We start from the raw sequence: 15,387 nt of genomic DNA on the forward strand, positions 1-15,387 counted from the left end.
AACACAACACTGTTACTCATAAATATGAAACTTTTTACAGCTGAACAAATCAGAGCTTGGGATAAATACACTATTGAAAATGAGCCCATATCAAGCCTCGACCTTATGGAGCGAGCGGCCACAAAACTGACAGACTGGTATTTGGAAAACTGTAGTAACTTCAAGGACGTTACTCTCTTTTGTGGTGTGGGAAACAATGGTGGCGATGGTCTCGTGATGGCTCGATTGCTCAGTAACGAAGGTTTCAATGTCACTTGTTATATCGTCCATTTTTCTGATAATCCTTCGAAAGATTTCAGTGAAAATTTAGAGCGATTACCTCAAAGAGTAGCATGCTATTCCATTAAAAATGAAGATGATGTACCGTCTTTGTCGAAGGACACAGTAATTATTGATTGTATTTTTGGTTCTGGTTTATCAAGAGCACCAAAAGGAATCACTCAAAAAACAATTATCACAATAAATCAATCTAATTCGCCCGTCATATCTATTGATATTGCCTCAGGTTTATATGCGGATCACTACTCTAGCCACTTTCAAGGGATCATAGAAGCAGATATTACGCTCACTTTAGAAACACCTAAACTTTCCATGCTTTTTGTAGAAAATGCTAAAAATGTAGGTGAAATGATCGTAATTCCAATTCATCTTCATCAGGAATACATTAACGATACAAATTCTAATCATTTCTTTTCTACGGATGATGTCATCAAACAAATTTATAAACCAAGAAATAAATTTGATCATAAGGGGAAATTTGGAAATACCCTGTTAGTCGGTGGTTCAAAAGGAATGATTGGTGCTATTCAATTAGCTACAAGAGCTGCATTAAGATCAGGTACTGGAAAAACCACTTCCCTAGTTCCATCTTGCGGTTATGAAATTATGCAAGCTACCCTCCCGGAAGCAATGTGTATTGCAGACCCTTCAAAAAATCATATTGTTGCTTCTACGTTACTTAAAAATTTCACGGCTATAGGAATTGGCCCCGGACTAGGTCAGCATGATCAAACGAGAATTGCTATTCGATCTATAATTGAAGACTTTGAAAAGCCAATTGTGCTAGACGCAGATGCATTAAACCTTCTAGCTCAAAACGAAGAATGGTGGGATTTTATTCCTGAAAATTCTATTCTTACTCCTCACGTTGGTGAATTTGAAAGACTAACGGGAGTACATTATGTTCAGTCTTTTGATCGAGTTGAAGCAGCACGTAAAATGGCAATACATCGTCAAATTATTATTGTTTTGAAAGGTGCTAATACTGCTGTTTGCCTTCCAAATGGAGAAGTTCATTTTAATTCATCTGGCAACCCTGGATTAGCAAAAGGAGGAAGTGGAGATGCACTATTGGGGATCATTACGGGTTTACTCTCCCAACAATATTCACCAAAAGAAGCGGCATTACTTGGCGTTTATTTACATGGTAAAGCTGCCGATATTGCGGTTCAAGATAAAGGTTATGAAAGTTTGATTACTTCAGATGTGATTGATTCCCTAGGAAAAGCATTCATCAGTTTATTAGAGTAAGCCATAAAAATAACTCGACATAAAAAAGCCACATTCTCAAAAAATGAAAATGTGGCTTTATAATTTTTATAAATATATTTTGCTTAACGAATATCTAATAAACCATTGATTTCATCCTGATTCATATCCGCTTTACTTGCTAATTCTTTTCTCAAATCTTCTTTTACAATTCTTTCAGCCTCAGCAATTGGATATTTGATTGACATTGTGATATATGTCAAACCGTCTACCTTTTTTAACATTACAATTGGGGTTGTTCTACCTAAACGTGCTGAAACATTGTTTTGGTAAGCACCAATCACCTCAGTGACAGAAGCTGCATCAGACATCCCTTCTGAGTTCGCCACGTTTGATTTAATTCTACCTACAATCTCAGATCCTATTTGTGAAGCAATATCAGTCAAACATAATTGCATAGCTGCTTGTTTTGCCGCAGCAAATGATTCTGCTTTTGACTCCTGAGTAGTTACAAAAAACTTAGGGTTACCCATATCATCAGTTGACAAACGTGCTAAATATGAATTTTCAATTTGCATATCCATCGGTAAGTCACCAGGAATTTCAGAATATCCTTGTTTCCTAAGACCTTTTGCAGCTTTTCTAGCATCTTTAACTGCCTTGCCTTTTAATTCTTTAAGAGTAGCTTTTTTTTCTTTTTTGGTTTGGGCATGATTCTCATTTGCAATAAAAAACATTGAAGCTAAAACAAGTAAAAAACTTAAAGTGAATTTATTTCTCATAGTTTAATAAATTAAAAAAGTAATTGTCAGTTACGAACTTAAATATATAAATAATATAATTTAAATTGACAGATCAAATTAAAAAGAACAACTAATACTAGTAAATTAATATGAAAAAGATTGTTTTCATTACCTTTTTTATTAGCCTAACAATGTACAGTTATGCCCAAAAAGCAAAAAAGATTAAAGGCAAAGTCACTGAACAATTGGAAGATACGCATACCGTTGGTGAATTTAAGGAGACGTTATTACGAAAAGCTCAAATTATGGCTTTGGCAGATGCATTCGGCACCAACCTCTCTTCTGCATCTGATCTACGGTTAGGAAATACTGCCATGGAACTTCAATCTCTTAATACTGCTACCGTAAAAGGAGAATGGATTAAAACAGAGGATGTAGAATACACTTGGCACCTTACCACTGAAAACGACAAACAAGTGATTTATTTAGAGTGCGAAGTAGAAGGTAAAGGCAGAGCGATTGATGCACCAGAATTGAATTTTAAGGCATCAACTTTAAATTGTTCAGGGGCCAATTGCGAAACAACAATGTTTAAAGAAATGTCTCATTTTTATACTTACTTTCAATCTCCTAAAAGTGGGTTTGTGAGTATTTATATGAGAGAAAACGACAAGGTATACCGATTATTTCCATATTCTACTATGCATGGAGATCATGCTAATCCTTATAAAGTAAAGGCAGATCAAGAGTATATTTTCTTTGATCCTAAAAAAGCCGAAAGTTTTGAAGGAATCAGTAGCAGACAAGTCGATGAGTTGGTGCTTTCTACTATGGGGCCTAAAAGAATCTTTAATCGTTTATATGTTATTTATTGTCCCACTGAATACGATAAACCTATATTGAAAACAGAGGAAGGTGGAATCAAAACAATCTCACCTGAAGGTTTTCAAGAATGGCTTTCTTTACAAAAAACAAATAAGAAAGGGTTTCAGGAAAAAGTAATTTATTTTTCAATCGAACAATAAATTAAACAGTTGTACAATTAAAATCGGAAGTTTTGAATTTTCTTTTTTAGCCTTCTCTACGTTAGAATATCATCACGTAGCTTCGGCTATGCTCTTCTATTCTGCCTTGATTAGACTGAAAAAATAATAATCCAACTTCTACCAATTTCAAATGTGCAACTGCTTATAGACAAGAAAAAACAGACAATCTTAATCAATTCGATTGTCTGTTTTTTTATAAGTACTAAGCCAAAAAGGTATTCTTTACTTCTCCTCTAATGCACCATCTGCATGCAAAGCAAAACGCCCTTTACTTTTATCATGAACCATCTCTTTTTTATCCCAAGGCCAACCTCCAAATTCAGTTCTTTGGTAATCCGCAAAAGCTTCTTGTAATTCTTCTTTTGTATTCATTACAAATGGACCGTGTTGTGCTACAGGTTCATTGATAGGTATTCCCTGTAATAGAAGAACATACGTATCCGTATCACCTGCCTTTACTGATATACTCTCTGTTGGATTAATATGAAAGAGACTATTTTTATCAACGGTTTTATCTTCCACTTCAATAGAATTACCTCTATAAAAATAAATAACTCTATTGACCTCGGCTGAATCTTTAGGAATATTCCAAACTGCATTAGGAGAAAGCTTTACTCTCCAAATCGCTACTTTATTTGATGCTTCTGAAGCCCAAGAGTCAGGCGTTGGAGACAATGGTTGTTGTTTTAAATAATCTCCAGCAATCACTTTAACGTTAATTTCATTTCCTTCTTCATCTTTTTCATTGACGATTGGAATGTCTTCATGCCAAAGCATTTTATAACTCGGTAACGCCATTTTATCCTTTTTAGGAAGGTTCAACCAAATTTGAAATAACTCTAATGGATTCTCCTCCTCAGTATTCAATAAAGGAAACATTTCAGAATGCTGTACACCTGCTCCTGCAGTCATCCATTGTACATCACCTTCTCCAAATCTACCTGCTGAACCTAATGAATCAGAATGATCTGCTAACCCTTCCTCCACTATCGTTACCGTTTCAAAACCTCTGTGTGGATGATATGGAAAACCCGGAATCTTTCTTCCATGATACATACTAAAACCATCTTTCCCTGAAAAATCAGATCCAATATTTCTTCCTTCTAATGGTACAGAAATACTCATGTCTTCATTTCCTTTGGGATATATTTCTTTATGGTGTGCGGTAAATAAAAATGGATCTAACGTTGGCCATTGATTACCTATTGATTGCACTGAATATATTTTTTGCTCTTTCATATTTTTATATATTGTTTATACATTATTTGTTCAAACAAATTAAGTGAAAATATAATTAAATACCAAATTGAAAAAGCGTAAAAAAAGAAAACCTCCTTGATACTTCTTTCAAAAGAGAAAGTACAAGGAGGCAAATTTATAATTTGATGATTTTGCAATTGATCCTTTACCCTACCATCACATGGGCTTCTGGATATTGGAACTTATTCGTTTGAACTGTTGAACTTAATGCTAAAGCCAGTGTCAGTGTTCCTACCCTTCCAATATACATGGATAAAATAATGATCACTTTTCCAATCGAAGAGAGTTCACCGGTAATTCCCATACTTAAGCCTGCCGTACCAAAAGCTGAAATTTGCTCAAAGACTAAAGGCAGAATATCTATATTAGGGTTATCGAGTTCTGTTATTGTCAAGACAAAAATAGCCACTAAATTATAAATGGCAGCGAACATAAAGATGGAATAAGACCTCTTTATATTATCATCACTGATCGTTCTTTTACGCACTACAATTCTTTCCTGACCTCTAATAATACCAATTGACGAAAGCAGTAATACATAAAAAGTACTACTCTTAATACCACCACCTGTTGAACCCGGTGCTGCACCAATAAACATTAAAAAGATCATCACTATAATCGTAGAAGGTTTCATACTTCCAAAATCCATGGAGTTAAATCCAGCTGTCCTTGTAGTTACAGATTGGAAAAAGGAAGCCACTAATGATTCGAATAATGTTCTATCTTCTCTTAATTCATCAATTTCCAAAAAGAAAACGGCCACCATACCAATTAGTATCAGGATTACGGTAGAGTATAAGGATATCGATGTACCAATAGAATATTTCTTCCAAGGATTTCTAAATCGATCAGCAATTTTCTTTGGTGAAAAAATCTCTTCAATTGTAGTAAAACCAAAACTTCCGAAGATGATAATAAAACCAATCACAATATGTAATCCATACATGTGCCTTAGGTCTATGACCATTCCTGAAGCATTAAATTCTGTCGTTTCATCGGAGACGATATAGGTATTTAAACTATCTGGGAACAAACTAAAACCTGCATTACAGAAGGCTGAAATAGAGTGAAAGATTGAATAGAATATTTTCTGAAAGAGGTTATTAAAGACAAGGTTACTATCCCATGAAAAGAATATAAAAATAGAACCTAACGCTTCAATCAATAAGGTCAAAAAGATAACTTTCCTCAAAAGGCCTGTTGCTGACGACAAATCCTCACTACTTAATACGTCTTGTATAATGGTTTTATGTTTTAAACTTACCCCTTTAGATAAGAATGTAGCAAAGAAAGTTGCAAAAGAAACGATACCAATACCTCCAAGCTGAGCGAGTAAAAGGATCACAATTTTCCCTTTGAATGTAAAAAACTGACCTGTATCAACTACTGCCAATCCTGTTACGCAAGAAGCACTTACGGAAGTAAAAAGTGCATCTAGAAATGACATGCTTTCATCAACTCCTACTGAACATGCAGGAAGCATTAAACCAAACGTTCCTAACAAAATCAATAATATAAAACTGAAAATGAAAGTAGTAGAAGGTTTAATCTTAAATTCTGATAATGCGGATGAGCTTTTTGTGATCTCAATACAAATCAGAATGAATAAACAGAAAAACAGGTAATTAACGTATTGTAAAAACGGATTTTCAATCCAGAAACTTTTTAGAAACTCTTCGACTAATCGTACACCAAAAAAATAGTGAAAAAGGCCATTGAAGGCGATATACAAAAGAAAAGTACCTTCTATGAAGGTTGACTTAAAAAACTTAAAACGATTGGTGGAAAAAATAATTCGTAGTAAGTAAGAAATACAGTATACAAAGACGATAACATCAAGAACAGATAGTAATACTCTTATGTCATCCTCCGATAGATAAAACCCATAATTGTAAATCAGTATAACTACAGCAACAAATGTATTAATAACAGAAGCTATTCGTTCATATTTAAAGACTGGTAGTTGATACTTAAGCAACCATTGATTTATGAAGTCATTTGTGTTTGAACCCATAGAAGATTAATAGTTATAAGGGTCAAATATAATAACATTCATTCAATGTTAAATTGAAAAACAAAAAATTTCTATGGAATATCGATATACTTGTGTGTTTGTAACGACAAATACCACTCTGGATTGCTCTTTACAAACTCTACTAACAAAGGTGTGATTTTCTCTCTTTTCGACCATTCAGGTTGAATATAAAGTTTACAATCGTCTGATAATTTTTCAGATAACTCAACAGCCCATTTTAAATCGGCTTTGTTATAAACGACTACTTTAAATTCACTGGCTTTTTGATAAACTTCTTCGACAGGTTGCTTAAATTTTTTAGGAGATAAAGTGATATAATCCAATTCTCCACTTAACGGGTGAGCTCCTGAAGTTTCAATATTGATATGGAAGCCTTCTTCTTTCAATTTCTCAGTCAGTGGACCAAGATCATGCATTAATGGTTCTCCTCCAGTGATGATGGCTAAACGTCCTGGGTATTTTTTTGCATTTTGAACAATTTCCTCTACTGCTAAAACGGGATGTTTGTCTTGTTCCCAAGATTCTTTAACATCACACCAAACACATCCAACATCACAACCTGCTAATCTGATAAAATAGGCTGCCTGCCCTGTATATGCTCCTTCTCCTTGAATCGTGTAAAATGCTTCCATAACGGGAAGCGAAAGGCCCAACTGCACGCGTTCCTTCGTAGTATATTCTAAATGCTTAACCATTAAAAATCCTTTTTATTTATGTGAGATTAAAAAGCCCTTCAAGGGGTGAGGGAACCCTTGAAGGACTCAGATCGCAAATTTCGTAAAAAAATGCGATTTATTATAACTTATATTGTTTCCTTAACAGATTTTCTTTTTACTGACTCTAAAGTATTCATCAGTAAAGAAACTACTGTCATTGGTCCAACTCCACCTGGAACTGGAGTAATCCAACTTGCTTTTTCGCTTACTTCATCAAATTTCACATCACCTTTCAATGAGAAACCTGATTTTTTTGAAGGGTCTTCAATTCTTGTAATACCAACATCGATTACAGTAGCTCCTTCTTTGACCATATCAGCAGTCACAAACTCTGCTCTTCCTAATGCTACGATCAAGATATCAGCCGATAGACACTCTTCTTTTAAGTTTTGTGTTCTACTATGTGTTAAAGTCACTGTACAGTTTCCTACTTTACTGTTACGAGACATTAGTAAACTCATTGGTGTACCTACAATATGAGAACGACCAACAATCACACATTTCTTTCCTGAAGTTTCAATGTTGTATCTATCTAACAGTTGAACGATACCGTAAGGTGTTGCGGGAAGGAATGTTGGTAAACCTAACATCATTTTGCCTAGGTTTGCCGGGTGAAAACCATCCACATCTTTTTTAGGATCAATTGCCTCTGTTACTTTAGTCTCATCGATGTGTTTTGGTAATGGAAGTTGAACAATAAATCCGTCAATATCATCATTATTGTTAAGGTCTTCGATGGCTTGAAGTAATTTCTCTTCTGTTATGTCGGCGTCGAATTTACATAATGTTGAATCAAATCCTACTTGCTCGCAAGATTTTACTTTATGATTCACATATGTTCTACTTGCACCGTCTTCACCAACTAAAATAGCGGCTAAATGTGGTTTCTTGCCTCCTGCGGCAGTCAGTTTTCTTACTTCCTCAGCAATTTCTTGCTTGATTGCATTTGAAGTCGCTTTTCCGTCAATTAGTTGCATGGAATATTTGTGGTTATCCTAAAAAATTTATCGAAGCACAAAAGTAATGACTTTCGTTTCTTTTTTCTAAAAAATGTATTTTTTTTTATTATGAACTTCATTTTTAGAATAACCACAGCGTTACACTCATGGAGAATTATTCACTCTATAGATTGACATATAGGTGTTTTCTTTTTCTCCTTTTTCCAACAATGTTGTTTTTACAGAATTGATATTTCTTTTCAACATTGGGTGAGGCACGTCTTTGTTTGTATTTTCATTGGTTTTCTTTTCTCCTTTGAAAAGGAAAAAGGGCATTAACACAAAAAATGTGGTACCTCCTAAGTATAAAGCTGTTTTAGCTAAGGCAACAAACATTGCTAGGTTTATTGCACATGTCGATCCGATCACGATCAAAGTGATCAATCCAAAAAATAGTGTGTTCTTTTTCATTGTTTTAATTTTTGATGTCTTTGTTTTTGAAATTTTTTCTTGATTAAAAATTGTGACCAATCCTTCCCGTAGGCAAGGAAATTTTGTTTTGGAATTGAAGTCATATCAACTCGTGGTTTAAAAAGTGAAACATAAAAAAAGGTCCTGATACCGAAGCATCAGGACCTATTTCATAAATATATAGATATTCCTACATCGCTTCATACAGCATCTCCCTCACTCTGCTTTCGCAAAGAGAAAATCCTTGAGGAGTGTCGATATGTAAGCTGATGTATTTCATATTTTTTTAAATTTTACGAGGCAAAAGTATTTAACATATTTTTAAGAATGAATATAAATAAGCGTTTATTTGTATTTATCATTGAGACCTACTCCATCTTTAATCATCGGAATTACTTTTTCAAGTCGCGAAATTTTGGTAGCCTCTCTTTTAGCAGATGCGATGTACTCTCCATATTCTCTTTTTTTCGAGAGAGAAAGACTTTTAAAGCCAGACTCTAAATTCTTATCTTTTGTAAAAGCATCTACCAATTCATTGGGTAATATCAATGGTTTTGGAGTACGGTCCGTTTCTACCACTTTCCCTGCCTTCTGATTCTCAATAGCTTCTTGAATATATATTTTCAGTAAATCAGTATGCTGTTTGAGTTCTTCATAAGAATTAAATCGCCACTGTCTTAATGCTTTTGTCTTGTTTTCTTGAGCATTGATGAGGTGTTGACCTTCATCTTGTAATAATGCACCTTGATGAAACCATAAGCCAACATAGTTTTTAAAAGCAGCAATACCTACTACATTTTTACCTTTAACCATATAAATAGGCGCCCCCCACTTCATTCCTTCTTCCAGCTCCGTTTCATTCAGTATTGATCTGAGGTAAATCAATTCTTCTTTCCATGTTTCTGAAGATACTATATAATCTTCAACAGTTGCATACCTTTTCATAGTTGTAATGGTTCGTTTATTCTAGCAAATAATAGATTATTCCTTCTCTAAATATGTCATTTAAAATAATGAAAAAATTGTGATTTACTAATTTTAGTTTCTTCCTCAATCAATTCAATATGGGGTTATTCATTTTACCAATAAACAATGGTTCTTTTGTCTCTTTGTGACGGATAATAAAGTAAAAAGGGCTATTAAAGATATATTCTTCATAATCTTCCATATCCAAGCTTCGAGATACTTTTGCTACAGAAGCAGCTATTGCTACTGTACCTATCTCATCCACTTTCAAATAAGACTTTTGAAACATTTTACTTACAAACAAATCGTTCTCTGATTGTTTGAAAAGCATTGAGAAATCTGCTCCGCTTTGAAAAGGGGAAGTCACATTCATGGATTGCATCAGAGTTATACAATCTAAAGAAGAACTTAACACAAACTTTGGAAACTCAAAGTGGATCTTCTTCTCTCTCAATCTCTTCTCAAGATTTGTAATCTTATCATATGAAAAGACGGGAGTTTGAATCAGTAACAATTCATGATCTCCTTGGTAAGGAAGCACTAAAGCCTTTACATTATTTGAAGAAAAGCATTTCACAGCTTCCGTTTTTGATAGAAAGTCGACCTCAACGGATTGATCACCTTCCAACTCAAAAGATCTTTTATAGGTCTTTTTCTCATCAAAAGGACTCTCCCATTCCGCTTTGAAATAAAGTGCATTCATCAGAATTAATTTATCCATTGGAGATACGGACTCTATCATATCCTTTATTTTAAAATCTGTATTTTGATAAAACCAATTATTAATCTCTGTCTTCACCCTCTCACCTTTTCTAGCAAAATCACTTGATTTTATTTCACCACTATAATCATCAGCTAAAATCTTTTTAAAAGCATTATTTAATGAATAACCTTTAGGATATCTAACTGCATTCTTCAAAATACAACTATTCCCTAGCCTTTTTTGTAAATCAATTATATAAGAATTTAATAGGACGATTTCATCCTTAGAATAACCCAAATGATGCATCAGTTCTTTTTTCGTCTCATGTTTGGCCATATTCGCCAACATACTATTGAGCACATAAAGACTGACTGGAGAGTAGAATACATTCTTCTGTTGCTCTTGGCTCAGCTTTTCCGCTTCCTTTAACCCAACTTCAACTAACTGGTATTCTTTCTGAGCATATAGATGAGGTTGCAAAAAAAAGGCAAAAGTAAATAGTAATATTAATCTGTACATAAAAAAGTGTTTTCCACATTAGAGCAAGATTGTTACCATTTCTTCATGAATTCATAAAAAAGTAAACCTTGGTATTTACTTTTTTATAAAGCATCTTTACAAAAAAGATTCGGGCATGGCACATTCTAAATATATCAATCCTTTTACTGATTTTGGTTTTAAAAAAATATTTGGCGAGGAAGCAAATAAAGATATTTTAATTGATTTCCTAAATGCTATTTTACCTAAAGAAGATCAGATTAAAACTTTAGAATACAAGCAACAAGAACAGCTTGCCAGGAGAGATATAGATAGAAAAGCCATCTATGATCTCTATTGTGAAAATGAAATGGGCGAAAAATTCATTGTTGAACTACAGAGAGCTAAACAGGAATTTTTTAAAGACAGAACGTTGTATTACGCTACTTTCCCTATTCAAGAACAAGCAGAAAAAGGGACAGATTGGAAATATGAGCTAAAAGGTGTTTATGTCATTGGACTAATGAATTTTACTTTTGATAACTCAGATGAATTTCATCATAACATCAAACTAAGAGATGAGAAAGGGAATACTTTCTATGATAAACTCTCTTTTGTATACCTTGAACTTCCAAAATTTTCCAAACCTCTCACTGTAGATAGTACAATCTTTGAAAAATGGATTTTCGCCATCAAAAACATGCCCAATCTAGATGAAATCCCTTCCCTTTTACAAGAAAGAACCTTTAAAAAATTATTCAAAATTTCTGAGTATTCTGCTATGAACGAAACCGACAAAGTGAATTATGAGGAATCCCTCAAAACTTTTAGAGATTATGTGAACACATTGGACCAAGCAAAAGAAGAAGGTATCGAAATAGGTGAAAAGAGAGGTGAAAAAAGAAAAGCTTTCGAAGCTGCCAAATCAATGCTTCTGGACGGGCTTAGTATAGATAAAGTAGTTCTTTATTCAGGTTTGACTATTGAAGAGGTGAAAAGTATAACATTGTAGTATTTCTAAAAGTTAACCTCAAATATTTACTTTTATAAAACCTATAAACCTAAACCAAGAATTTTATTTATAACATATTTCAGGTGAATGTAAGGGTAAATCTTCTCTTAATAGATTAAATAGATTAAGAAGTGTAGTCGCTTTAATTAAAATAATAATTATATAACACAAAGTTTTATCTGAAACACTTATTGTTATTTTTGTAAATAAAAGAGATTTGTATGGACTATCTTTTTTTTTAAATTACTTTTGTCTCATAGTAAAATTATCAATTATAATCTTCTTCCGAGAATGGAATTAAAAAATTCAGAATATCAGATCCAAGGTGTACCGGTAACGGATATTGCAAACGAGTTTCAAACCCCTTTATATGTATATGATGCGGATAAGATCATTAGTCAGATCTCAACATTAAGAAATGCATTTAATGGTGTAAACTTAAGAATAAAATATGCAATGAAATCTTTATCTAACTTGAGTATTTTGAAGTTAGTAAAAGAGCACGGTGTGGATTTGGATTGTGTTTCTATCCAAGAAGTACTATTAGGTATTCAAGCTGGATTTCCAAAAGAAAGAATATTATTCACTCCTAATTCGGTTTCTTTTGAAGAAATCCAAGAAGCTGTTGCTTTGGGTGTAGTAATCAATATTGATAATATTGCTATCCTTGAGCAATTTGGTGATCTTTACCAAGATACAGTGCCTTGTGCTATTAGAATCAATCCACATATCACTGCAGGTGGTAATGCAAAAATTCAAGTAGGACATATTGGGTCTAAATTTGGTATCTCTATCTTTCAAATGTCTCATGTAAAGAAAGTTGTAGAAAGCCATAACATTAATGTTGTAGGTCTGCACATGCACTCAGGTTCTGACATTTTAGATTCTGAAGTATTCTTGATGGCTGCCAACGTAATGTTTGATTGTGCAAAAGACTTCCCTAATCTGCAATTCATTGACTTAGGTTCTGGATTTAAAGTCGCTTACAAAGAGGAAGATATTGTAACTAATATTCCTGAATTGGGCAAAAAGATGTCTAAAGCATTCCAAGACTTCTGTGCTTCTTATGGAAGAGATTTAGAACTTTGGTTTGAGCCAGGAAAATATTTAGTTTCTGAATCCGGTCATTTATTGACAAAAGTAAATGTGTTAAAACATAGCCCTGCCGCAGTTTTTGTTGGTGTGGACTCTGGTTTAAACCACCTTATTCGTCCAATGATGTACGATGCATATCATCATATCAAAAACGTTTCTAATCCTGAAGGACCAAAACGTGTGTATGATGTAGTGGGGTACATTTGTGAAACAGATACATTTGGTTATGATAGAAAACTGAATGAAGTTCGAGTTGGTGATTTATTATCTATCGAAAATGCTGGTGCTTATTCTTATTCTATGAGTTCTAATTACAACTCAAGATTACGTCCAGCAGAAGTGTTGGTATTCAATGGAGTACCTCATTTAATTAGACAAAGAGAAACGTTAGAAGATCTTACAAGAGGGCAAGTGGATATATTCTCCTCTATCCCTGTAAAAGAAGAAGCTTCATTAGACTAAAATATAGACAACTCACATTGTTTAACGCCTTTCTTACAGTTTGTAGAAAGGCGTTTATTTTTTATTCTCAATGAATGGTATTATTTCTGATGGATCTGATGTAAGCATATCTACCATCATAGACCTTGGAGGAGGAAATATAGTAGTAGATGATAGCATCTAAAATTGCATTTTTTTGATTAGAGGTTAATACTAATTGATTGTCTAATTTAAAAAAGATCTCCTCTGATAATTTTCCTAACCAAAGGTTCTTTATGCTATGATGTTTCGTTACTCTTAATATATCTTCTAAATATGCTACCAAAACGTCTTCAACATTATTTTCTACTAAAGCGTGCATGGTCTCAATTAGGAAGTCAATGTCCTCCGACTCTTCAATACCTGATTTTAATTGAAGAATGGCTTGAAAAACTCTATCCTGCAAAACAGTCAGTCGTTCAAACTCCGTATCTAACTGAAGATCATTGATCTCTTCAATATAACAAAGCGACAAAATATACAATGCAGACTCAAAATCACCTTGATTTTCATAGCACTTTGACCATAACAAAAATTCATCTAAAGACAGATGCTCGAAAGTATCAATTCTTTGATTGAAAAAGCTGATAATTTCGTCGTATTTTTTGTCGTCAAATAGGTTTCCTAGGTCTTTTATTGACATAATTAAAGATCAAATATAATAATAGAATTAAAGTAACAATGTGCTCAAGTGGTACAATAAGCTTCTAGTACAATATACAAAATTTTGAAGTGTTATTTTGTCACTATTTAAATAAATCTTATCTCTTTCCTAAGGCTATTAATACTCATTCAATCATGTATTATCTTTATATCACAAACTACTATATAACCGAATATGATACGAGGATTTATGTTAATTCTAGCGATGCTGTCGTTAGGAACCTTTATTAATGAAATTATAGACTTGCCCATCCCTGGCAATGTAATCGGGATGATTATCTTATTCTTATGTCTTTATTTTAAAATTATTCCATACGAGTGGGTCAAAGATGCTGCTCAATCTTTAACAAGAAGAATGTCATTGTTCTTTATTCCTGCCGGTGTAGGTATGATGGAGTATTTAGACATGATTCAAAATAACTGGTTAATGATAGGTGTAACCATTGTAGGGTCAATGTTTGCCGTAATGTTATCTGCTGGTTTTGCAGGAGAATTTTTAGGTAAAAAAGAAGACAAGTAATGGAAGTAATTAATCATTTATTCGAAAGCGAAACGTTTGCATTAGCTGCAACTTTGGGTTTATTCTTAATTTTTGAAGCAATCTATCAAAAAGTTAAAACACCACTTCTTAATCCGGTCTTAATGACCATCATTACACTGATTGTTATTTTAAAATTATCGGATGTTCAATACGAAACTTATCAGGCCAATACACGAATGATTCACTTTATGCTTGGACCATCTGTTGTGGCTTTAGGTGTATTGTTATATGAACAATTAAAAACGATTGGTAAAAATGCTGTTGCCATTCTTTCCGCTACATTCTTAGGTAGTGTGATGGGCGTTTTATCTGTCATTTTAATTGGTAAGTTATTTGGCGGCGGTGAAGATCTTATCATCTCAATGGTACCAAAATCGGTCACTACTCCTATTGCTATGGCCGTCTCTGCACAAAACGGAGGTATTCCATCTATGACCGCTGTTTTTGTAATTATTGTTGGTGTGCTTGGTGCATCAATTGGACCATTGATTGTTCCTAGAGTCTTTAAAACTGCCATAGCAAAAGGTTTGGCTATGGGAAGTTGTGCTCATGGTATCGGTACTGCACAAGCTATTCAAATGGGAATGGTAGAAGGTGCTATCAGTGGTTTATCCATTGGTTTAATGGGTGTATTTACCACGTTGGTGACTCCAGGTATTCTTGCACTTTTCTATTAAATAGAAATACATAAACGATTGAAACCCCTTTGTAATACCCGTATTTTCAATGGGGTTTTCTTTTTCTGTTATCATT

General features: G+C 33.7%; 16 protein-coding genes. 7 read left to right on the forward strand and 9 right to left on the reverse strand.

Annotated features, from left to right (window positions below; translation table 11 throughout):
- Positions 1–24: 24 nt before the first annotated feature.
- Positions 25–1,530 carry a bifunctional ADP-dependent NAD(P)H-hydrate dehydratase/NAD(P)H-hydrate epimerase gene (locus tag PL77_RS00210; protein ID WP_044200510.1) on the forward strand — a complete coding sequence of 502 codons (1,506 nt, stop codon included), beginning with the start codon at positions 25–27 and terminating at the stop codon, positions 1,528–1,530.
- An 83-nt stretch (positions 1,531–1,613) separates the two neighbouring features.
- Here the strand turns inward: PL77_RS00210 and PL77_RS00215 are convergent, their stop codons facing one another.
- Positions 1,614–2,270, reverse strand: coding sequence for a hypothetical protein (locus tag PL77_RS00215; RefSeq protein WP_044200512.1), 657 nt, complete (start codon positions 2,268–2,270; stop codon positions 1,614–1,616).
- 110 nt (positions 2,271–2,380) lie between these two features.
- Here PL77_RS00215 and PL77_RS00220 point away from each other — a divergent pair, with 110 nt between their 5' ends.
- On the forward strand, positions 2,381–3,256 hold the full coding sequence (locus tag PL77_RS00220) for a hypothetical protein (RefSeq protein WP_156152193.1): 876 nt from the start codon (positions 2,381–2,383) through the stop codon (positions 3,254–3,256).
- Between the two features lie 243 nt (positions 3,257–3,499).
- Here PL77_RS00220 and PL77_RS00225 read toward each other — a convergent pair whose 3' ends face one another.
- Entirely contained in the window at positions 3,500–4,516 is a 1,017-nt protein-coding gene (locus PL77_RS00225) for a pirin family protein (RefSeq protein WP_044200517.1), read from the reverse strand.
- 166 nt (positions 4,517–4,682) lie between these two features.
- Positions 4,683–6,020, reverse strand: coding sequence for a TrkH family potassium uptake protein (locus PL77_RS00230; protein WP_253273949.1), 1,338 nt, complete (start codon positions 6,018–6,020; stop codon positions 4,683–4,685).
- Between PL77_RS00230 and PL77_RS31985 the strand changes: the two genes are divergently transcribed.
- Positions 5,983–6,162 (forward strand): hypothetical protein, encoded by a 180-nt coding sequence (locus tag PL77_RS31985; protein ID WP_052444050.1) that lies wholly within the window; start codon positions 5,983–5,985, stop codon positions 6,160–6,162. The genes PL77_RS00230 and PL77_RS31985 overlap by 38 nt on opposite strands.
- 460 nt (positions 6,163–6,622) lie before the next feature.
- Here the strand turns inward: PL77_RS31985 and PL77_RS00235 are convergent, their stop codons facing one another.
- From PL77_RS00235 to PL77_RS00255, 5 genes are all read right to left on the reverse strand, one after another.
- Positions 6,623–7,267, reverse strand: a complete 645-nt coding sequence (locus PL77_RS00235; protein WP_044200521.1) for a 7-carboxy-7-deazaguanine synthase QueE — start codon at positions 7,265–7,267, stop codon at positions 6,623–6,625.
- Positions 7,268–7,374: 107 nt separating this feature from the next.
- Positions 7,375–8,265, reverse strand: a complete 891-nt coding sequence (gene folD / locus PL77_RS00240) for a bifunctional methylenetetrahydrofolate dehydrogenase/methenyltetrahydrofolate cyclohydrolase FolD (RefSeq protein WP_044200523.1) — start codon at positions 8,263–8,265, stop codon at positions 7,375–7,377.
- A 126-nt stretch (positions 8,266–8,391) separates the two neighbouring features.
- Positions 8,392–8,697: a hypothetical protein gene (locus PL77_RS00245; protein ID WP_044200525.1), complete on the reverse strand. Its 306-nt coding sequence runs from the start codon at positions 8,695–8,697 to the stop codon at positions 8,392–8,394.
- A 345-nt stretch (positions 8,698–9,042) separates the two neighbouring features.
- On the reverse strand, positions 9,043–9,642 hold the full coding sequence (locus PL77_RS00250) for a YdeI family protein (protein WP_044200527.1): 600 nt from the start codon (positions 9,640–9,642) through the stop codon (positions 9,043–9,045).
- A gap of 109 nt (positions 9,643–9,751) precedes the next feature.
- The gene (locus PL77_RS00255) at positions 9,752–10,885 is read right to left on the reverse strand and encodes a serpin family protein (protein WP_044200528.1); all 1,134 of its coding nucleotides are present in this window, start codon (positions 10,883–10,885) and stop codon (positions 9,752–9,754) included.
- Positions 10,886–11,000: 115 nt separating this feature from the next.
- Here PL77_RS00255 and PL77_RS00260 point away from each other — a divergent pair, with 115 nt between their 5' ends.
- Complete coding sequence (locus tag PL77_RS00260; protein ID WP_044200531.1) at positions 11,001–11,855, forward strand: Rpn family recombination-promoting nuclease/putative transposase; 855 nt, start codon at positions 11,001–11,003, stop codon at positions 11,853–11,855.
- Positions 11,856–12,146: 291 nt separating this feature from the next.
- Positions 12,147–13,412 (forward strand): diaminopimelate decarboxylase, encoded by a 1,266-nt coding sequence (gene lysA, locus PL77_RS00265; RefSeq protein WP_044200533.1) that lies wholly within the window; start codon positions 12,147–12,149, stop codon positions 13,410–13,412.
- A 67-nt stretch (positions 13,413–13,479) separates the two neighbouring features.
- Here lysA and PL77_RS00270 read toward each other — a convergent pair whose 3' ends face one another.
- Positions 13,480–14,073 carry a hypothetical protein gene (locus PL77_RS00270; protein WP_044200535.1) on the reverse strand — a complete coding sequence of 198 codons (594 nt, stop codon included), beginning with the start codon at positions 14,071–14,073 and terminating at the stop codon, positions 13,480–13,482.
- Positions 14,074–14,283: 210 nt separating this feature from the next.
- On the opposite strand from PL77_RS00270, the gene PL77_RS00275 reads away from it, so the two are divergent.
- Together PL77_RS00275 and PL77_RS00280 are read left to right on the forward strand one after the other, a co-directional pair.
- Positions 14,284–14,613 carry a CidA/LrgA family protein gene (locus tag PL77_RS00275; protein WP_052444051.1) on the forward strand — a complete coding sequence of 110 codons (330 nt, stop codon included), beginning with the start codon at positions 14,284–14,286 and terminating at the stop codon, positions 14,611–14,613.
- Positions 14,613–15,311: an LrgB family protein gene (locus PL77_RS00280; RefSeq protein WP_216595865.1), complete on the forward strand. Its 699-nt coding sequence runs from the start codon at positions 14,613–14,615 to the stop codon at positions 15,309–15,311. Before PL77_RS00275 ends, PL77_RS00280 begins: the two co-directional genes overlap by 1 nt.
- Positions 15,312–15,387: the final 76 nt, after the last annotated feature.

Origin of the sequence: Flammeovirga sp. OC4, assembly GCF_000812565.1 — a bacterium.
In the GTDB taxonomy this organism is placed as follows: domain Bacteria; phylum Bacteroidota; class Bacteroidia; order Cytophagales; family Flammeovirgaceae; genus Flammeovirga.